Consider the following 19,790-nt stretch of genomic DNA (forward strand, 5'->3'; position numbering starts at 1 on the left):
CCACCAGAGAGATTTGAAAGCTACTGCCCCGACGGCGTGCGCAGGCCGTGCCAGGCGTCGCGGACCTGGTGGTAGTGCACCTCGGGCAGGTAATCCGGCGTGTTCAGGTTCAGCGTCTTGACGTCGAGATGGCCGATGGCGCTGAGCAGCGTGTAGGAGGCGATCACGCGGTCGCGTTGCGCGCCGATCAGGCGGGCCTTGGCCTGGATCAGATCGGCCTGCGAGTTCAGAACGTCCACCGTCGTGCGCTGGCCGCCTGCGGCCTCGCGCTGCACGCCCTGCAGCGCGACGGTCGCCGCCTTCACCTCGGATTCGGAGGCCGAGACCGTGATCTTGGCGCCTTCATTGGCGACCCAGGCGCTGACCGCCGCCGTGCGCGCCTGGTTGCGCACCTGGTCGAGCACGAGGCGGCTCTGCGCCGTGATCTCCTTGGCCTGCCGGGTCTGCGCCGCGGCCTGGCCGCCGTCGTAGATCGGCGCGGTGACGTTGGCGACGATCGAGGCCTGGTCCTCGGCGAAGGTGCCGAGCGTCGGGTCGTTGTTGCGGCTCTTGCTGGCGCTGCCCTGGATGGTCGCGCTCGGCAGCAGCGTGCCTTCGGCGATGCGGATGTTGGTGGAGGCGACATCGACGTCGAAACTGGCGGCCATCACCGCCGGATGCTGGCGGATCGCCATCGTCATGGCGTCCTCGCGACTCTTCGGCAGATAACGATCGACGGCCTCGGCAGGCCTGAGCTGCGAGGGCGCATTGCCGATCACTTGCGCATAGGTGGCCTGGCTGACCGCAAGCGCGACCTCGGCCGCGTTGAGATCGGCAAGGCCACGATTGAGGCGGGCTTCGGCCTGCGCGGTGTCGGTCGGCGTGACGTCGCCGGCATTGAGGCGGCGCTGGGTGACGGCGAGCGTCTCGCGCAGGAAGGCGACGTTGGAGCGCTGCGCCTCGACCAGCGACTGGTTGGCGAGAACGTTGGTGTAGGCCGTGACCGCATCGAGCAGCACGCCCTGGCCGACATTGCGCAGCGCTTCGCGGCCCGACTGCACCTGGAGCTCGGCGGCCCGCACGCCGTTGGCGGTGCGGAAGCCGTTGAACAGGCTCTGCGTCACGGTGACGCCGATGATCCAGGGCTTCAGATTGCCGGTCTGGATGGTGTTGTCGGGCAACAGATTGCGGACCGATTGCAGCCCGGCGCTGAGGCTCGCCACGATCTGCGGCCGGTAGCCGGCGAGCGCCTGCGGCACGTTCTCGTCGGTGGCGCGCTGGCGCGCGCGCTCGGCATTGAGCTGCGGATTGGTCTGGTAGGCTTTTGCCAATGCTTCCGGGAGGGCTTCGGCCGATGCCGTCGCGGGCAGGGCGCAAGAGAGCGCCAGCGTGGTCCATGTCGCAAGCACAGGACCCGCGCCCGATCGACGTCGCGTCCCTCCGCGACCAGCTCTGGCGGTACGCCCAATCATGTATTCCTGCTTAACCCCGGCTGTCCGCCCCCGCCGACGATGGCCTCTTAACTGTTTAGCCAGCCGAGGTCCCGCAGGCAAACTGCCGCGGGGGAAACCCCCATGTATTCCGTGCTTGTTGCAGGCGCGTCACAGGATGCATGCGGCAAAGCGCCAGTGCCTTACACCAGCCTGACCGGTTTGTGCGCTACCGGTTCTTGTTCATCGGCTTGCGCTTCTCGATGAATGCCGCCATGCCCTCCGAGCGGTCCTCGAGCGCGAAGGTCGAATGGAACAGGTTGCGCTCGACGCTCATGCCTTCGGAGAGCGTGGTCTCGAAGGCGCGGTTCACCGCTTCCTTGGCCATCGCGGCCGCGGGGCGCGACATCGCGGCGATCTTCTCGGCGGCCGCCATGACCTCGTCCATCAGCTTGTCGGCGGGTACGATGCGGCTGACGAGGCCGGAGCGCTCGGCTTCCGCCGCGTCCATCATCCGGCCGGTGAGGCAGAGGTCCATGGCCTTGGACTTGCCGATCGCGCGTGTCAGCCGCTGGGTACCGCCGATACCTGGAATGGTGCCGAGCGTGATCTCGGGCTGGCCGAACTTCGCGGTGTCGGCGGCGATGATGAAATCGCACATCATGGCGAGCTCGCAGCCGCCGCCGAGCGCGTAGCCCGCGACCGCGGCGATGGTCGGCTTGCGGCAGCGCGCGATGCGGTCGCCGCCGATCGCGGCGAAATCCTCGGAGAACATGTCGATGAAGCCCTTGGGCTGCATCTCCTTGATGTCGGCGCCGGCGGCAAAGGCCTTCTCGTTGCCGGTCACGACGATGCAGCCGATGGCGTCATCGGCCTCGAGATCGTCGACCGCCGCGGCGATCTCGCGGAAGACGCCGAACGAGAGCGCGTTGAGCATCTTTGGCCGGTTCAGCTTGACGATGCCGACCGCACCGATGCTCTCGACGATGATGTGTTCGAACGTGCTCATGCTCCACCCACGCTTTTGATTGAGTGGGCAATGTGCCCGCTGGCGCGGATGCCTTCAAGGGGGCCGGACGCGGGACGCGCGGCGTGCGTCCCGCGGAACAGCCAATCAGGCCATGAACATGCGCGCGGCGGAGGCCAGGGTCAGCAATGTGCCGACGCCGATGAAGATCTTGCCGATCAGGGAGCTCTGGTCCCAGGCCGAGCTCTGCTGGGCGCTGGCCATCACCGGCGCCGGCCGTGGCTGCGCCTCGGTCGCCGCGATCACCGTCTTCTGCGGCGGCGGGTTCTCCTGCAGGGCGCGATCGATGTCGTTGAGCTGATCGGGCGCGACGACCTGGTTTTCCGGGTTCTCAGCGTTGGTATTATCGGCGGCTGCCTGGACGTTGTCGTTGGCGCGGTTCGTCATCGCGGAGACGGCTGCGGCAGCCGGCGTCTCAGCGGCGAGCTGCGCATTGGCGTTGGCGACCCCCGGGGGCATCTGGCTCGCGGCCGGCACCTGACTGTCGGTCTTGTCGTTCCTGGCCTCGTCGGCCTTGGCCGCCGCGTCCTTCTTGTCGGCCTTGTCCTCGGATTTCTGCACCGTCTTCTTGCTGTCGGTGCGGCGCGAGTCATGGCGCCGGGGCTTGGGCGTATCGGCCCCTTTGTCCACACTCTCCGATTTGTTGCCGGCGGCCGAGTTCGGCGCCGCCTGTGCGACGCCTCCGGACAGCAAGACAAGCCCGGCCAAACCGATCAGGGCCGCGCGCGCGCTGGTTTTCATCATGTCGACGATCTCCCCAATTCCGCCCGTCCCGGTAGCGAACAGAGACCCCGGGGCGTGACGACAGCGCGGCAAAAAATGGGAATCTTCGGGCTACACCCGCCAAAAACGCGGCAAACCCCCTCCCGCAGCCACCCGCCCGATGCGGGACGCAGCGATCGGTGTTATGAGCCGTCGCAGATGTTTGCGGCCGCATCGGTCGCGCGCCCCGGATCTTGATCACGAATTCGTGATATGTTCGGTGCCCGCGTAACAAATTGAAAGAGCGGCCGAATTGCATGGTGAGGGGCGCGGGTGCGCGGACGTGAGGACGAATGGACCGGCCTGATGCGGTCGGCCATGGCCGGCGATGATGCCGCGTATCATCGCCTGTTGAAGGCAGTCACGCCGGTGCTGCGGGCCGCCGCGAGGCGTGGCCTGGCGCGGGCAGGTCAGCCCCCCGACCAGGCCGAGGATATCGTGCAGGAGATTCTGTTGGCGGTGCATCTGAAGCGGCATACCTGGGACAGCGAAGCGCCTTTCGCACCCTGGCTGTTTGCGATCGGCCGCAACAAGCTGATCGATGCGCTCCGCCGGCGCGGCAGGCGCGTGTTCGTCAACATCGACGATTTCGCCGAGACGCTGCCGGGCGAAGCGCCGCAGGAGACCGCTTCGGCCGGCGAGGTCGCCGCCCAGCTCGGAACCCTGCCGCAGCGTCAGCGCGACGTGCTGCAGTCGATCGCGGTCGAGGCCGCCTCGATCAAGGATACGGCGACAAAGTTGTCGATGAGCGAGGGCGCCGTCCGGGTCGCGCTGCATCGCGGACTTGCGGCGCTGACGGCCAAACTGCGGGACCATTGATCCATGGACACCGATCAACTCATTCGCTCGCTTGCGGTCGACAACGCGCACCGCGCCCCACGGGTCGGCGCCGTGCTGACCATGGCGCTGCTGGTGGCCGCGCCCTTGTCGATCCTGATCTTCGCGACGTTCCTCGGTATGCGCGCCGACGTGATGAGCGCCATGCGCAATCCGTTCTTCGACATGAAGTTCGCGGTGACCCTGTCGCTCGCAATCCCCGCCATCATCGTCAGCCTGCATTTGTCGCGTCCCGAAGCCCTGCTGCGCGGCTGGGGCTGGCTGCTGCTGCTTCCCGTCGGGCTGCTTGCGGTGGCGATCGGCAGTGAGGCGATGATGGCGCCAGCCATGCCGATGACGATGCGCCTGATGGGCAAGAACTCCAGGGTGTGCCTGGTCGCGATCCCCGCGATGTCGCTGCCGCTGCTTGCGGGGGCGCTGTTCGGCCTGCGCCACGGCGCGCCGTCCCGCCCCGCGCTCGCCGGAGCGCTCGCCGGGCTGGTGTCGGCCGGACTTGCGGCGACCCTCTATGCCTCGCACTGCACCGACGATTCCCCGCTGTTCGTCGCGACCTGGTACACGCTCGCGACCGCGCTGGTGACGGCGATCGGCGCGGCGGTGGGATCGAGGGTGTTGCGGTACTAGCCGCGCCTGCTTCAGGCCACCGTCGTCGCATTCTGCATGCGGTGGAAGCGCAGGACCTGTTGTGCGGTCGATGCGCGCAGGCTCTCGTAGGTGTCGCGCAGCTTCAGCATGTCGGTCTGCGACCCGCCGGAGAGCTTCTCGCGCATGGCGATGATCGCGCGCACGCTCGGCCATTGCATGCCCGCGACCTTGGCGAGGATCATCACGCCCTCGGTACGGCTTTCGATCATCATGGTCTCGGCGGTCTCGACCGCAACGCCCGCGAGCGCCGCGAGCCCGGCATTGGTCTCGTCGAACTTGCCTTGTTCGGCGAAAGTCGTGATCTGGAGCTCGGTGAGACGGCCGTCCTCGTGCAGCGACTTCACCAGCGCGCGAGCCATGTCTGTCTGCTTCGTCCTGGCAACGGCGCGAACCCGTTGGGCCGCTTCCTCGACGGCTCTCGACACCTCGTCCGCGAGCTCAGGATGTGCGGCCGCGAGCTTCCTGTGCACACTCGAGGATGCCTTGGCGACCAGCCTCAGATAGTGATGGCGCGGCAGGTCAGGCCGCAGGCCGATGCAGCCGGCGAGGTCGTCGTCGCGCTCGGCGCGGACGACGAGGTCGGCGAGACTCTCCTCGGATAATTGCGCGCCCGGATTGCCGACGGTCGACTGCACCACGTCCTCGTCGCCCCGCGCCACCAGCACGTCGGTCAGGGCCTCCGACAGCGTTCGCCGCAGCGAGATCGCCTTGAGATGCGCCTGGCCCCTGGTGCGCGCGATCTCGATCAGTGTCGCCTCGTCCAGTCGTTCCGACTTCGACAGCACGGGGCCGGAGACCTCGATGATCTCGTCGAGCGCGAGCGTGCGGATGATCTGCGGGGGCGCAGCCGCGATCGGTGCGAGCCGTTCGGCGAGCAGCGCCCTGGCCGACGTCTCGATCTGCTCGACCAGGCACTGGAACACGTCGTCGAACACGCGGATGTGGTCGTCGGAATAGTCGACCGCGTTGCCCACGAAGAGGTCGGTGACGCGGCGCAGCGTCTCCACCCGGCGCGCGACGGTGCCGTGCGAGAGGGCAGCCTGCAATTCCTCGATCAGGTTTTCGGATGGTCTTGCGGAATTGGATCTCATTGCCCTGTCCTGGAGCGTTCGGGCCGGCGGCGGCTTCTGTCGCACCGGAGGAAAATGGGTCGGTCAGCTCGTTGCAATGCAGTTGCGCCCTTGCGCCTTGGCGGAATAGAGCGCGCTGTCGGCGCGCGCGAGAAACGTGTCGGCAGTATCGGCGTCGCGCAGCGTCACGACGCCCGCGGAAATGGTCACCCGCATGCCCGGAGAGAATGCGCTCCAGTCCAGATCGGCGACGATGCCGCGCAGGCGCTCGAGCACGCGGCGCGCGACGTCGCCCGACGTGTCCGGCAGCAGCAGCAGAAATTCCTCGCCGCCGTAGCGGCCGAAACTGTCGGTCGGCCGGGTGTTGGCGAAAATGGTGATCGCGAAGGTGCGCAGCACCTCGTCGCCAATGGGGTGGCCGTAAGCGTCGTTGATGCGCTTGAACCAGTCGAGATCGATCAGGGCGATCGCGCAAGGCGTGGATGCCTGCCGCGAGTTTTCGATCTCGGCGTCGAGAAGCCGCATGATGCAGCGGCGGTTGTACGAGCCGGTGAGCTCGTCGAGCTCGGCCAGTTCCTCGATGCGGCGATAGGCGGCCTTCAATTCGATGCTGCGCCGGTACAGGATCTTGCGCAGCGTGGCGCCGAACAGGCCGAGGAAGGCGCACTGGCCGATCACCAGCACGAAGCAGAGCATCGAGGCGGTTCGCTGCAGCCGGGTCGCGACCGGCAGTCCGATCGGCAGATCCGATCCGAGGAAAACCAAGGTGAGCCCGCAGGTGGCAAGGCCCCAGGTGACCATTGCCTGGCTCGACGTCATGCGCAGCGTGCCGAACGCGAAGATCAGAAACAACACGGCGAGGAACGCGACCCCGACCGTCGGCACCGCGAGCAGGAACACCAGTTGCAGCGCCATATGCGCCGAGATCTGATAGACGGTGAGGTAATGATCCTCGAAGCGGTTGCCGAAACCGGCTTCCGACAGCACCGTGAACGTCCCGATGATCAGGAGGCCGCCGAGCCAGAACAGCGACGGAACGCCGATGGAGATCGTCCCGTCATAGGCGTAGAGCAGCAGGACCGAGGCGCCCAGCGAGTAGCTTGCGACCTGGCCGATATACATCTGGCGGCGCTGCCGGGCCCGGCGTGCCCTGACCTCGGGAGCTGTCGTCTCGGACGCGAGGACGAGATCCGCGACCTCTGCGGCATTCCTCTCCGGAAAGGACGTCGCGGCCGTGCTCATGGTCCCGCCAATGGTGGATGTCAGCGTAAAAACCTACGTGGCAAGCCTTTAGGTTTGGTATCCTTTGAAATCGAATCCGAACCGTGCAGCGCGGAACAAGGCGATAAGCCAGTGTGAGATTTTTACCGGCGATCAGGTATCGTGTGCGCTGCGGTCGAGCCGAAGCAGGGCTTGGCGCGACAAAGGTGGTGCAGGGCTGCTATGGAACCGGTGAGGCCGGGCCGCCTGTACCCCGGACAGGGCATTCCGCAGGGAAATTCGCAGTATTATGGTACCGATTCGGACTTGCGACGCTGACCACCGCGGGTGGGACGAGAAAAAAGCCTGTATGTGGGGTAGCTCACACAGGCCCCCGTATGAGTGCGGTAGGTTGAACAATTTTGCCCCCCACGTCGAACCGTCCGCCGCATCGACTCGACCAACTTTGCGAGACGGCCATTGAGCGCGACACAGGCGGCTTCGGACGAGATCCTGATCGCCAGGATCGCTCAAGGTGACCGGCTTGCCATGCAGGTGCTGTACGGGCGGCACCATGTCAGGGTTTACAGGTTCGGACTGAGGCTCGTGCGGGACGAGCAGGCGGCGGAAGACCTCATCAGCGAGGTGTTTCTCGACGTCTGGCGTCAAGCCGGCAAGTTCGAGGGCCGATCCGCCGTTTCCACCTGGCTGCTGGCAATCACCCGATTCAAGGCCCTGTCTGCGCTCCGGCGCAGGAAGGATTTCGAGCTGGACGAAGACGCCGCCAACGCGATCGAGGATACGTCCGACGATCCGGAAACGGTGGTGCAGAAGAAGGATACCAGTGAGGCGTTGCGGGAGTGTCTGACGGGCCTTTCGCCGGATCACCGGGAAATCGTCGATCTCGTCTACTACCACGAGAAGTCCGTGGAAGAGGTGGCCGAAATCGTCGGGATACCGGAGAACACTGTGAAGACGCGCTTGTTCTATGCGCGCAAGAAACTGGCCGAACTGCTGAAGGCAGCCGGCGTTGAGCGAGGCTGGCCATGATGGCTTTGAGCAAGAAGATGCTGGAGCAAGAGCCCAGTGAAATTGAACTGCTGCTGCCCTGGCACGCTGCCGGCACGCTGAACGCGCGCGATGCGCGCCGTGTCGAGGAAGCGCTGGGGCGCGATCCCGAGCTCGCCAGGCAATATGCAGCGATCCGCGCCGAGTACGAAGAGACCATCCACCTGAACGAGAGCTTGGGGGCGCCGTCGGCGCGCGCGATGCAGAAGCTGTTCGCTGCGATCGACGCCGAGCCGGCCCGGGCGAGCGGCTCGCTGCCGCTGTCGGCGCGCATCTCGACCTTCTTCGCGAGCCTGTCGCCGCGCACGCTGGCCTGGTCGGCGAGCCTCGGCGCCGTCGCGCTCGTGCTGCAGGCCGGCATCATCGGCGCCGTGCTGATGAAGAAGCAGCCGGCGACCTTCCAGACCGCCTCGCTCTCGACCAGTGCGCCGATCACACGCGAGCTTGGCAGCGCGGCCGCACCGGCGCGTGCGCTGGTGCGCTTCACGCCCGAGGCGCGCGTCGCCGACATCACCGCGCTGCTCGACAGCTACCAGGCTTCGATCATCGGCGATGCCAAGGGCGGCATGTTCCGCCTCCAGTTCGACAAGGCGATGAGCCAGGACGAGCTCGCTTCGCTGCTCGGCAGGATGCAGCGCGAGAAGTTCGTCAACCTCGCCGTCGCGGCGCCGTAGTCGCGCCGCTAAACCGATGACGGGCAAATCCGAGAGCTGGGTGCGCACCGGGATCCGCGCTTCATCCGTCGGCGTTGCCTTTTTGGTCGCCTCCTGTCTCGGCGTCGAGGTTGCGCAGGCGCAGGCGATCATGCGCACCCCCACGATCAGTGTGCCCTCGCGCACGCCGACCATCTCTCCCAACATCACCCCGCGGGTCAGCCCGAACATCGCTGCGCGCGCGGTAAGCGTCGACCGCGGCCCGCGGACGATGGCGACCATTCCGCGTACCACGACGTCGCGCATCCGCCCGACGACGCCGGTGCTGCCCTACGCGCGTTACTCGCCGAACCTCTATCCGGCCTGCACCGCGCCCTACCGTGCTGCCGACGGCGAATGCCTGGCGCAGCCGAACGCGGGCGGCGAGGGCACCGGAAAATCTGGCAAGAAGAGCGCCGGCAAGGGGCGCGGCAACGATACGCCGGTCGCGCTGACCTCGCGCAGCTTCGCAGGCGAATTCGTCGCCGAGATCGACGGCGTGCTGTCGACCGCCGAGGCCGACGAGCTGGCGCGTCGCCACGGCCTGACCCGCCTCGCTTCCGAGAATTTCCCGCTGATCGGAGCCACGTTCGGCCTGTTCCGCATTGCCGATGGCCGGCCATACGAAACCGTGCGGCGCGAGTTCGCGGCCGACGGCAGCGTGCGCTCGCTGCAGCCGAACTTCCGCTACGTGCTCCAGGACCAGAAATCGGCTGCCACGACCGAGGGCGATCCTGCGCAATATGCGCTGGCAAAGCTCCGCCTGCCGCAGGCGCATACGCTGGCGCACGGGGCCAACGTCACGATCGCCGTGATCGATTCCGGCGTCGACGCCCGGCATCCCGAGCTCGCCAATTCCATCGCCGACAATTTCGACGCCCTCGGCAGTGCCGAAGGACCGCACGTCCATGGTACCGGCATCGCCGGGGCGATCGCGGCCCATGCCCGTCTGATGGGCAGCGCGCCCGAGGCCCGCATCATCGCCATCCGGGCCTTCGGCGGTGCCAATGGCGGCGCCGAGAGCTCGTCCTACATCATCCTGCGTTCCCTGAATTACGCCGCCGAGCACGGCGCGCAGATCGTCAATATGAGCTTTGCCGGTCCGAAGGACGCGGTGATCGAGCGCGCGATCGCGGCGACGGCCGCGCGAGGTCTCGTGCTGATCGCGGCCGCCGGCAATGCCGGCGCGAAATCGCCGCCGCTCTATCCGGCCGCCAACCCCAACGTGATTGCAGTCAGCGCGACGGATCAGCAGGACAGGCTGTTCGCCGCCTCCAACCGCGGCAACTACATCGCCGTCGCGGCCCCCGGCGTCGACATCTTCCTGCCGGCACCCGACGGCAAGTACCAGATGACGTCGGGAACCTCGTTCTCCGCCGCCTATGTCTCCGGCGTCGCGGCGCTGCTGCTCGAGCGCAATTACGCACTCAAGCCGGAAGCGCTGCGCATGACACTGGTGAAGACCGCGCGCGACCTCGGCTCCCCCGGGCGTGACGACCTCTTCGGCGACGGTCAGGCCGACGCGTTTGCCGCCGTCATGGCTATTCCCGTCGACAGCGCGACGCCGGTCGCTGCTGCCTCGGGTACAACAAAACGTGAAGATGCCGACAAGCGTCGCGACGAGCCCGGCATTCGCGCGATCGAACAGCCCTCGCTGTCGAGCACAGCCGATAAAGCCGCGATTTCTCAGGCAGATAGGCCGGCGACGCGATAGTCGCTGCGACAACTTTGCGCGCGCGCCGAAGGTCAAAAAATCAGACCCCGCATTGAACGTTGAGCCCGCTGCCACGACCAACTGATGTGGGAGCGGTCATCCCTCCCCATCAGTCATATCAGGCGCGAGCGCCCATCCACCCCAAGCGCCCATATGGCTCGACCCGTCCGGTTGTCCCCCCGGACGGGTCTTTTCTTTTCAGAGCGTTTTTGACCGAAGTGGATGCCGGTTCGCGTGAGGAAAAACGCGTCAAAACAGGAATCTGGCGTCCGATCTTTTGAAGCTTCGCTTCCGTTCAGCTTGCGGTTGAAGGTCGCCGCGGCGTCGGTCGCCGCCGCGCGCGGAGCGCGCCGCAACTCCGTTATGCTTGTGCGAAGCTTGACTCGAAAACACGGAAAATCACCGCACGACTACGGTGTTTGACGACCAATGCCGCGTCGTTGCTGGACAAGTCAAAACTTTTCCACAAAATATTCATGTCGCGTCTAAATTGATTCGTGTGCGTTGCGTCCCCCGCGTCCGTGTTTTCTCCTGACGGGCTGGTTCATGACACATCGCCAAGAGTTCGTTCGCGACGCGGCTGGCAGCCGCCAAATCGCGGCGCGTTGGTGCGCTCTCGCCGAACAGCGCCTGCAACATCTCTCCGAGATGTTCGAGACCGGCCGCTGGCGCCGCTATCATTCCGAGATCGCGTTCCTCGAAAACATCCAGGAAGCCAAGCGCGCCGTCCAGACCTGGCGCGCGCTTGCGACCGGCGGGGACGTCGCCGAGGCGGCCGCGAGCGTGACGCCGGCATTCGGTTGGTCGCCGGCGACGATGCCCCGCAGGGCGCCGCGCGAGCAGGCGCAGACCGTGCAGCCCAAGACCTTGCAGCCCAAGGCCGTTCATATCGCTCCCGCGACCGCCACGCCGGTCAGGCTCGATCCGAAGCCCGACGTGCTCGCGGAGATCACCGAAGCCCCGATCGCGCCGCTTGCCATGCCGGTGGCTTGGCCGTCGTTCACCGCGCCTGCCGAGATGCCGCCGCTCAAGGCTCCCGCTGCGAAGGCACCGTTCACCGCACCTGCCGTGAGATCGCCGCGCGCGGAGCCGGCCGCAACCGCGCCATTCACCGCGCCGGAAGTGAGGCCGCCGGTGCCTGCCGCGCAGCCGCCGAGGACGGCGCCTGCAGCGATGGCGGCGCTCCTGCCGCAGTTCGCTCCGCCCGCCGAGGAAATCGTCGCCGCCCCCGAGCGCGTCGTCGAATTCACCTTCAGCCTCGACGGCCTGGAAGCGAAATACCCGCTGCTGCGGAACGCGTTCTAACGCTCCGTCGCGAGGGCAAAACGGGAGGCAGCCGCACCTGTCGCTCCGTCATCCTGAGGTGCGAGGCATGGGACGCAGTGCGTCCCATGAGGAGCCTCGAAGGATGCAGGGCCCGGCCGTCAACCACGCCTACCTTCGCACCGCATTGCCGCCGACCAGCAGCTGCGCGAAGCGTTGTGCGCCGTCGGCCGACAGGTCCGACGTCACCGCACGGGCGTGATCGAGGCCGACCACGGCACCGCGCGGCGTCTCGGAGATCATGTTGTTGTTGACGAGCGCGGTGCCGGCGCCCGGCACCACGGAGACGCCGACGCCGGCCAGCGCCTTGCGGATCACGTTGCCCGTGATCGCGACATCGCGCAGATATCTGCCCCAGCCGGCGACGATGCCGTAGGACGGCGCGTTCTCGATGACGTTGCCGGTCACCGAGGAGTCCGCCTCGATGTAGATGCCGACGCCGGCATCGTCGTCAGGCGCGGTGCCGATCGGCCGCTTCGGGACCAGGTTGCGGATGATGTTGCCCTGGACCACCGCGATGCGGCCGCCCTCGTTGAAATTGCAGACGGAGACGCCGACGGCCGCGCCGTCGACAATGTTGTTGGCGATCACGGCGGCTTCGAACGCGAATTCGGAATAGAGCGCGACCTCGCGCACGTCGCTGACGCTGTTGCCCGTGATATGGATGTTCGAGGCCGAGTTGCCGCGCACAGCCGAATAGTCGCAATTCCTGATGCGGTTGCCGCGCACGATCACATTGCCGGCGCGAAAGGCGTTGATGGCATTGCCGTATTGGCCCGAGCCGCCGGGGCCGGCCTTGATGTTCTCGATGCGGTTGTCGACGACCAGCGTGCCGTCATCGCCGATCGCATTGCGCAAGATCTCGATTCCGTTGTCGTTGGTGCCGAGAATCGTGTTGCGGGAGACACAGAGGCCCCTGGCGTCGAACGACACAACCGCCGTCACCGCGATGCCGGTGAAGATATTGCCGGAGATGTCGCCCGCGACCTGCTCGAGCCAGATGCCGCTGCCGCCCGAGCTCGTGATCTCGCAATCGGTGATGCGCACATCGCGCCCGCCGAGGACGTGGATCAGGCCGCGCCGTGTCGGCAGCGCAATGCCGCCGCCGTCGAAGGTGATGCCGGTGATGCCGATCGCATCGGAGCCGTCGCTCTGGATCGCCGCGGCCCCGCCGGTGAAGACGAGCTTGGTCGCGCCGCGCACGCCGATCAGCTGCGCGCCGTTCGGCAGCCGCAACAGGCCGGTCCGGTACACGCCGGGTGGCAAGGCGAGCGGCATTTGCGCGCGCGCGGCCTCGTCGATGGCGCGCTGCAGTGCGCGCGTCTGGTCCTCGCTGCTGCCGGGCCGCACGCCGTATTGCGTGGCATCGCGGCCGAGCATCGACGTCAGCGGCGCGGCGCGCGCGGCGTCAACAGGCATGGCGAGGGCACCGGCAATGCCGGCGGTCGAAGCCCCGATGAGATGACGGCGATTGAGGTCCATGACGCGTCCTCCGGCGGACGCGGGGGTCCGCAGCGGTTTCGTAGCTCAGCAGGGCGAGGACCGTGAGGATTGTTGGCGGTAGGGTTAAATGTTTACGCAAGAGACGGTGCCGTAGGGTGGGCAAAGCGTAGCGTGCCCACCATTGTCCGCGCCCAAGCGATGCATGGTGGGCACGGCGCTGCGCGCCTTTGCCCACCCTACGAGACCGGTATGTTCCGCGCCTTCCGTGCCAACTGCACCATCTCCATCAGCATCGCTTCCCCCGCATCCACCAGCTCCTCCAGCGTGATGCGGGCTGCGCCCTTGCGGCTAACGGCGCCGCTGCGCGCAAGCAAGGGAATGTGGATGAACGCCGCAAGCCGCGGCCCGCCCGCCTTCACGTGCTCGATCGCGCGCCAGCTCAGATAGTTGCAGAGATAGGCGCCGGCATCGCGCGAGGGGCGCGCGTCGATGCCGGTGAGGCGCGCGGCGCGCAGCAGCCTTGCCGTGTGCGGGCCGAACATCATCGCGTCCGCATGGCCGGCGATGCCGCGCTTTGCCGAGCGGGTGTTGGCGGCATCGGGCCAGAGCATGGTGACCGCGTTGCGCGCCCGCGTCTCGATGCGCAGGTAAGGCGTGCGTGCGGCGAGGCCGAACATCAGGAGCGCGTCGGGCTTTTGCGCAGCGAGCATTTCAGGCAATTGGCGGTCGACCGCGGCATAGGTGACCGGGAAGATGTGGCTCGATAGCGCGACATCGTCGAGCGCGGGCCGGCGCAATTGCGCCAGCCGCGCCACCAGCGGCTGGGTCGGATTATAGGGCGCGCCGGGAAACGGACCGAAGCCGGTGAGGAGAATGCGGAGCTTGTCGCTCATTGCAGCAACTCCAGGATCTGCTCGGCGGCGAGTGCCGGCGTGAGATGGCCATCGGCGACCTCGGCCTCGATCTTGCGGACTTTCGTCCGCACCGATGCCTCGCTGCGGAGCCTCGCCAGCATGCGCTGCTCCAGCATCGACCACATCCACTTCACCTGCTGCTCGCGCCGCCGCGCGGCGAAATCGCCGGACGCGCTCATCGCCTTGCGGTGATCCAGAACCTTCTGCCAGATCCTTGCGATGCCGTCGCCGGTCAGCGCCGAATAGGTCTCGACCGGCGGATGCCAATGCTCCGATCGCGGCGCCAAGATATGCAGCGCGCCGCGATAGTCGGCAGCGGTGATCTTGGCGCGCTTGAGATTGTCGCCGTCGGCCTTGTTGATCGCGATCATGTCGGCGAGCTCGACCAGGCCCTTCTTGATGCCCTGCAGCTCGTCGCCGCCGCCCGGCAGCATGAGGGCAAGGAAGAAGTCGGTCATGTCGCAGACGGCGGTCTCGGACTGGCCGATGCCGACGGTCTCGACCAGCACGACGCCGAAGCCGGCGGCCTCGCACAGCAGCATCGCCTCCCGCGTCTTCGCCGCAACGCCGCCGAGCGTGCCGGAGGAGGGCGAGGGGCGGATGAAGGCGTCGTTCGCGGCCGACAGCCGCGCCATCCGGGTCTTGTCGCCGAGGATCGAGCCGCCGCTGCGCGCCGAGGACGGATCGACCGCGAGCACCGCGACCTTGTGGCCCTGTTCAATCAAATACGTACCCAGCGCATCGATCGTGGTGGATTTCCCGACGCCGGGCGAGCCCGTGATGCCGACGCGGAACGCCTTGCCGGTGTCGGGCAGCAGCATCTGCACCAGCTCCCGCGCCAGCGCTTGGTGGTCGCCGCGCCGGCTCTCCACCAGCGTGATCGCCCGCGCAAGCGCCGCGCGGCTGCCGGTGCGGAGGTCGCGGGCGAGGGATTTGATGTCGATGGATTTGGGAGTGGTCATCGTTGCTTTCGCGTCCAGCCGCTAGCGGCCTGACATGCGAACGTGTCTCTCAGCGCAGGATTTCAACGGTGGAAGGTGTGTTTGAATGATATCCCAAACGATCTCGGCCTTCGTCATATGATAGGCATGACGCAGAAGATTTCCAAAGTCGATCATCTTGCGCCAGTCGATTCCAGGCTCCGTTCGCTTGACCTCATCCGGGATGAATCTCGATGCCTCGCAGATGATCTCGAGAAGCCGTTCGATTGCGAGGCGGGAGGTCTTTTCGGAGACAAATTGATCGAATGTGAGGCCCTTCGTGACGCTTTCGATGTCCGATATGGCTTCCAGAATGTCGAGTAGCCGGTCTTCGACGGTCGGCGGCATTCAGAAGACCTCGATCAGATCGTCCGCGATCCGCTCGGCCATGCGCGGCTTCAGCAAGTCGCGCATCGATACCTGCACTCGAACGCCGACATGATCCTCGATCAGGTGTAGGACCTCAAAATAGTCGAACCGCGGCGCTTCCTCGCGCGAGGTCGTTTCGACCAACACGTCGAGGTCACTGTCCGGCCGCGCGTCACCGCGGGCACGCGATCCGAAGATGTGCAGCCGTTTCACGCCCGCAGCCCTCAAGGCGGGAGCAAGCTCTCGGAGCTTCCCGATGAGAGTTTGGAGTGGAATGTCTGCGACATCGGTCATGGCCGGATATTAGCACAGCGCAGCCGCCCGGCCCAGCGATACGGAGACAGTTCTGCTGACCCGGCCGGGGGCAGGCGAGGCCCGCGCCCGGGCGATATCACCGGGTCGTTGCGGCGACCGTCTGCGCTGGTTTCACCTTGCGCCAGACCCACACCATCACCGGCCACAGCAGCGCGCCGATCGCCATGGCAGCGAGGATGGCCGCGACCGGGCGCTCGAAGAACGGCAAAATGCTGCCGTCCGACTTGATCAGCGAGGTGACGAAGGCCTGCTCGACCATGGTGCCCATGACGATGCCGAGCACCATCGCGGCGACCGGATAACCGTTCGCCTCCATGACATAGCCGATCACGCCGAAGGCGGCGACGGTGACGACGCCGAACATGTTGTTGCCGATCGCAAACGAGCCGACCGCGCAGCACAGCATGATGATCGGCATGATGGCCGAGCGCGGCGCCAGCAGGATATAGGCGGCGACCCGGATCATGGCGATGCCAAGCGGGATCATCAGGATGTTTGCGATGATGAACATCAGATAGATCGCGTACATGCTCGACGCCTTCTCGGTGAACAGCGTCGGGCCGGGATTGAGCCCCTTCATGTAGAGCACGCCGATCGCGATCGCGGCGATGGTGTCGCCGGGAATGCCGAACAGCAGCGAAGGCACCCAGCCCGAGGCGATGCTGGCATTGTTGCTGGCGCCGGCCTCGACCAGGCCCTCCACGTGGCCGGTGCCGAACTTTTCCGGCTCCTTGGAGAAGCGCTTGGACATCGCGTAGGAGACCCAGGCGGCCATGTCGGCGCCGGCGCCGGGCAGTACGCCGATGATGATGCCGACGATGTTCCCGCGCGTCATCTGCCAGTGATAGAGCTTGGTCAGCCTCCATTGGCCGGCCATGATGCTCCCGAATTTTCGTCGCGGCAGGGGTGGTGGTTCTGGCGTCAGCATCGCGCGCATCACCTGCGCCACCGCGAACACGCCGACGAGGGCCGGGATCGGCTCGATGCCGCCGAACAGATCGGTGAGGCCGAAGGTGAAGCGCGGGATGCCGCCGGGATTCTCGATGCCGATGCAGGAGACGAGCAGGCCGATGAACATGCCGGCGATCGCCTTCACCGGCGAGGAACGCGCCACCAGGGTCGCGCACATCAGGCCGAGCAGCGCCAGCCAGAAATATTCGAAGGTCGAGAACGACAATGCGATCTCGGCGAGCGGCGGCGCCAGGATCATCAGCGACAGCACGCCGGCGATGCCGCCGACGGCGGAGAACCAGACGCCGGCCCCTAGCGCCAGCTCGGCCTGGCCTTTGCGCGTCATGGCGTAGGCTTCATCCGCATAGGCGGCGGAGGCGGGCGTGCCCGGGATGCGCAGCAGCGCGCCGGGAATGTCGCCGGAGAAGATCGCCATCGAGGAGGCCGCGACGATGGTCGCGATCGCCGCGATCGGCGACAGATAGAAGGTGACGGGGACGAGCAGGGCGGTCGCCATCGTCGCCGACAGGCCCGGCAGCGAGCCGATCACGAGGCCGTACACGGAGGCCGCGATCATCGCGATGATGACCTCCCAGGTGGAGATCAGCGCGAAGGCATCAATCAGGGTCTTCAGCATGGGATTACCAGGGCGTCGGCAACAGGCCGGCGGGAAGCGGCACGCGGAGCAGCTTGCCGAAGATGAGGTGAATGGCGAACGGCGAGAGCATCGCGAGCGGCAGCGCCAGCTTCCACTTGGCTCCGAGCGCGGTCGAGGTCACGTAGACCATGATCGCCGCGGTGATGATGAATCCGAGCCTGTCGGCGGCAAATACATAGAACAGCAGCAGCGCCGGTGGCAGCAGCGCGCGTAGGCCGTAGAGCTTGCTCTGCGGCGGCGGGGCTGCCGCCTGGCCGTCCTCGAACGGCACCAGCTCTTCCTCCTCCTCGAACGAATGGCCGATGCCGAACACGATCGCGAGCCCGCACAGCGCAAGGCCGCAGCCGATCACCAGCGGAAATACGTTGGGGCCGACCGGCTGCCCAGGCACCGGCGGCAGAATGTAGCCGCCATAGGCGGCAGCCGCGCCGAGCACGACGAGAAACGATCCCGTGACGGAGTCGGGAAGACGCATGGGAGGGCCCTGTGAGAGATGTTCTGCCTCGCGCGCGGCGGGGCTATCGAATATGCACTCCGTCATTGCGAGCGTAGCGAAGCAATCCAGAGTCGTTCTGCGGAGGGATTCTGGATTGCTTCGCTGCGCTCGCAATGACGATGTGGCAAGAGCTCAGTCCTTCACGCCTTGCTCAGGCCCGCGGCCTTCATCGCCTCGCCCATCTGGGCATCGCCCTTGTCCATGAAGTCCGCGAAGTGGGCCGCATCGCCCCACACGGTGCCGAAGCCGCGATTGCTCATGAAATCCTTGAACTCGGCCGAGTCGTAGACCTTCTTCAGCGCCGCCGTGAGCTTCGTTGCGATCTCCGGCGGCAGATTTTTCGGCCCGGCAATGCCGCGCCAGGCGCCGGTTGCGTAGTCGATGCCCATGGCCTCCTTCAGCGTCGGCACGTCCTTGAACACCGGGTTGCGCGCGGGCGCCATGATGGCGAGGCTCCTGGCCTTGCCGGCCTCGATGATCGCGCGCGCCTCCGGCACCGAGCAGGTGGTGAGGTCGAGACCGCCGGCGGCAAGATCCTGCATCGCGGGTGCTGCGCCATTCGACGGCACCCAGGCGACCTGGTTGGCAGGCAGGCCCATCGCCTGCATCCAGCCGACCAGCGCCAGATGCCAGATGCCGCCCTGGCCGGTGCCGGAGGCCTTGAACTTGCCGGGAGGCGCCGCCTTGATCGCATCGGCGAGCTCCTTGACCGTCTTGTAGGGCGAGGAGGAGGAGACCTGGATGCCGGGCGGATCCTCGTTCATCAGTGCCAGCGGCGTGTAGCTCTTCGGCGTCAGGTCGGTGAGGCCCTGCCAGTGCATCATCGAGATTTCGACCGTGAGCATGCCGATGGTGTAGCCGTCGGGCTGCGCGGTCGCGATCGCGCTGTGGCCGACCACGCCGGAGCCGCCGGTGCGGTTGACCACGTTGAACGGCTGGCCGAGGTCCTTCTCCAGCAGCGCCGCGACGATGCGCGCGGTGGCATCGGTGCCGCCGCCGGCGCCCCAGGGCACGATCACGGTGACCGGACGGGCCGGATAGGCTTGCGCAAGTGCGGGCTTGAAGCCGAAAGCGGCGGATGCCGCGACTGTGGCGGTGGAAGCCGCAAAGTTGCGGCGCGAAATCTTGGACATTGAATGCCTCCCAGCGGCGCCCGTGATGTCGGACGCTCTTGTCAACGCCGGCATTCTAGTCGGCTTTGCGTCGCCGCTGCAAGGTAGCGCTACCAACTGGAAGCGCCATGTTGTGTGAAAGCAGACGGCCCGCGAATGGGGGTCGGAAATCGGGTGGGTTTTGTCCGCGCGCGAAGCCAACTTCAGCGCGTAACGAAGAACCAAAGGCAAGCCATCGATGACCCAAGCCTATTACAGCGCCGTGCTGGACCATCCGCTGAACGACGTCTGGTCGCTGATCCGCGATTTCAACAACTACCCCGCTTACATCGACGGGGTGAGCGAAAGCGAGATCGAAGATGACAAGCGCGGCGATGAAGTCGGCGCCATCAGGCGCTTCTGCTATCTCGGAAACCTGATCCGCCAGCGTCTGGTCGATCACTCGGACCGGCAGCACACTCTCACTTATGCCGGTCTCGAGGCGATACCCTACCCGCAAGACGACGGCGGACCGAGTCCGGCGCCGGCGCGCTACCAAGGCACCATGCATCTGCGTCCGATCGTCGAAGGCGACCGCACCCTCATCGAATGGTCGGTCGCGCTCGAAACCGAAGCTGCGGACGCCGAGCGCTGGAAAGCCCTGTTTGCCGCCTGGATTCCCGATTGGACGGATTCACTGGCACGGACCCTGGCCCGGACCCGTCCGCGATCTGGTTAGAGCATGATCCGGAAAAGTGTGACGCGGTTTTCCGAGCGGATCATCCTCAAACAAGGATCTAAGGCGCGATGACGATTCGTCCAAATC

Annotated in this window: 20 protein-coding genes; 7 read left to right on the forward strand and 13 right to left on the reverse strand. The window is 66.4% G+C overall.

Annotated features, from left to right (window positions below; all coding sequences use genetic code 11):
- Positions 1 to 20: 20 nt before the first annotated feature.
- From DCG74_RS17255 to DCG74_RS17265, 3 genes are all read right to left on the reverse strand, one after another.
- Positions 21 to 1,451, reverse strand: coding sequence for a TolC family outer membrane protein (locus DCG74_RS17255; RefSeq protein WP_172784153.1), 1,431 nt, complete (start codon positions 1,449 to 1,451; stop codon positions 21 to 23).
- A gap of 187 nt (positions 1,452 to 1,638) precedes the next feature.
- Complete coding sequence (locus DCG74_RS17260; RefSeq protein ID WP_172784154.1) at positions 1,639 to 2,418, reverse strand: enoyl-CoA hydratase; 780 nt, start codon at positions 2,416 to 2,418, stop codon at positions 1,639 to 1,641.
- Positions 2,419 to 2,523: 105 nt separating this feature from the next.
- Complete coding sequence (locus DCG74_RS17265; protein ID WP_172784155.1) at positions 2,524 to 3,180, reverse strand: hypothetical protein; 657 nt, start codon at positions 3,178 to 3,180, stop codon at positions 2,524 to 2,526.
- A gap of 291 nt (positions 3,181 to 3,471) precedes the next feature.
- Here DCG74_RS17265 and DCG74_RS17270 point away from each other — a divergent pair, with 291 nt between their 5' ends.
- A complete protein-coding gene (locus DCG74_RS17270) occupies positions 3,472 to 4,017 on the forward strand; it encodes a sigma-70 family RNA polymerase sigma factor (protein ID WP_172784156.1) in 546 nt (181 codons plus the stop codon).
- A 3-nt stretch (positions 4,018 to 4,020) separates the two neighbouring features.
- Positions 4,021 to 4,659 (forward strand): NrsF family protein, encoded by a 639-nt coding sequence (locus tag DCG74_RS17275; protein WP_172784157.1) that lies wholly within the window; start codon positions 4,021 to 4,023, stop codon positions 4,657 to 4,659.
- Positions 4,660 to 4,670: 11 nt separating this feature from the next.
- Here DCG74_RS17275 and DCG74_RS17280 read toward each other — a convergent pair whose 3' ends face one another.
- Positions 4,671 to 5,771 carry a DUF2336 domain-containing protein gene (locus DCG74_RS17280; RefSeq protein WP_172784158.1) on the reverse strand — a complete coding sequence of 367 codons (1,101 nt, stop codon included), beginning with the start codon at positions 5,769 to 5,771 and terminating at the stop codon, positions 4,671 to 4,673.
- 63 nt (positions 5,772 to 5,834) lie between these two features.
- Complete coding sequence (locus DCG74_RS17285; protein ID WP_172784159.1) at positions 5,835 to 6,992, reverse strand: GGDEF domain-containing protein; 1,158 nt, start codon at positions 6,990 to 6,992, stop codon at positions 5,835 to 5,837.
- Positions 6,993 to 7,430: 438 nt separating this feature from the next.
- On the opposite strand from DCG74_RS17285, the gene DCG74_RS17290 reads away from it, so the two are divergent.
- The 4 genes from DCG74_RS17290 (at position 7,431) to DCG74_RS17305 (ending at position 11,729) form a co-directional block, all read left to right on the forward strand.
- Positions 7,431 to 8,000 (forward strand): sigma-70 family RNA polymerase sigma factor, encoded by a 570-nt coding sequence (locus DCG74_RS17290; protein WP_036006024.1) that lies wholly within the window; start codon positions 7,431 to 7,433, stop codon positions 7,998 to 8,000.
- On the forward strand, positions 7,997 to 8,692 hold the full coding sequence (locus DCG74_RS17295; RefSeq protein ID WP_172784160.1) for a hypothetical protein: 696 nt from the start codon (positions 7,997 to 7,999) through the stop codon (positions 8,690 to 8,692). Before DCG74_RS17290 ends, DCG74_RS17295 begins: the two co-directional genes overlap by 4 nt.
- A 16-nt stretch (positions 8,693 to 8,708) precedes the next feature.
- The gene (locus DCG74_RS17300; protein WP_172784161.1) at positions 8,709 to 10,424 is read left to right on the forward strand and encodes a S8 family serine peptidase; all 1,716 of its coding nucleotides are present in this window, start codon (positions 8,709 to 8,711) and stop codon (positions 10,422 to 10,424) included.
- A gap of 546 nt (positions 10,425 to 10,970) precedes the next feature.
- Positions 10,971 to 11,729: a TIGR03809 family protein gene (locus DCG74_RS17305; RefSeq protein ID WP_172784162.1), complete on the forward strand. Its 759-nt coding sequence runs from the start codon at positions 10,971 to 10,973 to the stop codon at positions 11,727 to 11,729.
- 129 nt (positions 11,730 to 11,858) lie between these two features.
- Here the strand turns inward: DCG74_RS17305 and DCG74_RS17310 are convergent, their stop codons facing one another.
- The 8 genes from DCG74_RS17310 to DCG74_RS17345 form a co-directional block, all read right to left on the reverse strand.
- Positions 11,859 to 13,229, reverse strand: coding sequence for a TIGR03808 family TAT-translocated repetitive protein (locus DCG74_RS17310; RefSeq protein WP_172784163.1), 1,371 nt, complete (start codon positions 13,227 to 13,229; stop codon positions 11,859 to 11,861).
- Positions 13,230 to 13,426: 197 nt separating this feature from the next.
- On the reverse strand, positions 13,427 to 14,083 hold the full coding sequence (locus DCG74_RS17315) for a pyroglutamyl-peptidase I (RefSeq protein ID WP_172784164.1): 657 nt from the start codon (positions 14,081 to 14,083) through the stop codon (positions 13,427 to 13,429).
- Positions 14,080 to 15,066: a methylmalonyl Co-A mutase-associated GTPase MeaB gene (gene meaB, locus DCG74_RS17320; RefSeq protein ID WP_172784165.1), complete on the reverse strand. Its 987-nt coding sequence runs from the start codon at positions 15,064 to 15,066 to the stop codon at positions 14,080 to 14,082. Before meaB ends, DCG74_RS17315 begins: the two co-directional genes overlap by 4 nt.
- A 21-nt stretch (positions 15,067 to 15,087) precedes the next feature.
- Positions 15,088 to 15,432: a DUF86 domain-containing protein gene (locus tag DCG74_RS17325; protein ID WP_172784166.1), complete on the reverse strand. Its 345-nt coding sequence runs from the start codon at positions 15,430 to 15,432 to the stop codon at positions 15,088 to 15,090.
- Positions 15,433 to 15,747 carry a nucleotidyltransferase family protein gene (locus tag DCG74_RS17330; RefSeq protein ID WP_172784167.1) on the reverse strand — a complete coding sequence of 105 codons (315 nt, stop codon included), beginning with the start codon at positions 15,745 to 15,747 and terminating at the stop codon, positions 15,433 to 15,435.
- A 97-nt stretch (positions 15,748 to 15,844) separates the two neighbouring features.
- The gene (locus tag DCG74_RS17335) at positions 15,845 to 17,356 is read right to left on the reverse strand and encodes a tripartite tricarboxylate transporter permease (RefSeq protein WP_172784168.1); all 1,512 of its coding nucleotides are present in this window, start codon (positions 17,354 to 17,356) and stop codon (positions 15,845 to 15,847) included.
- Positions 17,357 to 17,360: 4 nt separating this feature from the next.
- Positions 17,361 to 17,852 (reverse strand): tripartite tricarboxylate transporter TctB family protein, encoded by a 492-nt coding sequence (locus DCG74_RS17340; protein WP_172784169.1) that lies wholly within the window; start codon positions 17,850 to 17,852, stop codon positions 17,361 to 17,363.
- 161 nt (positions 17,853 to 18,013) lie between these two features.
- Positions 18,014 to 19,006, reverse strand: a complete 993-nt coding sequence (locus DCG74_RS17345) for a tripartite tricarboxylate transporter substrate binding protein (protein ID WP_172784170.1) — start codon at positions 19,004 to 19,006, stop codon at positions 18,014 to 18,016.
- A 217-nt stretch (positions 19,007 to 19,223) separates the two neighbouring features.
- Here DCG74_RS17345 and DCG74_RS17350 point away from each other — a divergent pair, with 217 nt between their 5' ends.
- Positions 19,224 to 19,703, forward strand: a complete 480-nt coding sequence (locus tag DCG74_RS17350) for an SRPBCC family protein (RefSeq protein WP_172784171.1) — start codon at positions 19,224 to 19,226, stop codon at positions 19,701 to 19,703.
- Positions 19,704 to 19,790: the final 87 nt, after the last annotated feature.

It is taken from the genome of Bradyrhizobium sp. WBAH42, assembly GCF_024585265.1.
Classification (GTDB): domain Bacteria; phylum Pseudomonadota; class Alphaproteobacteria; order Rhizobiales; family Xanthobacteraceae; genus Bradyrhizobium.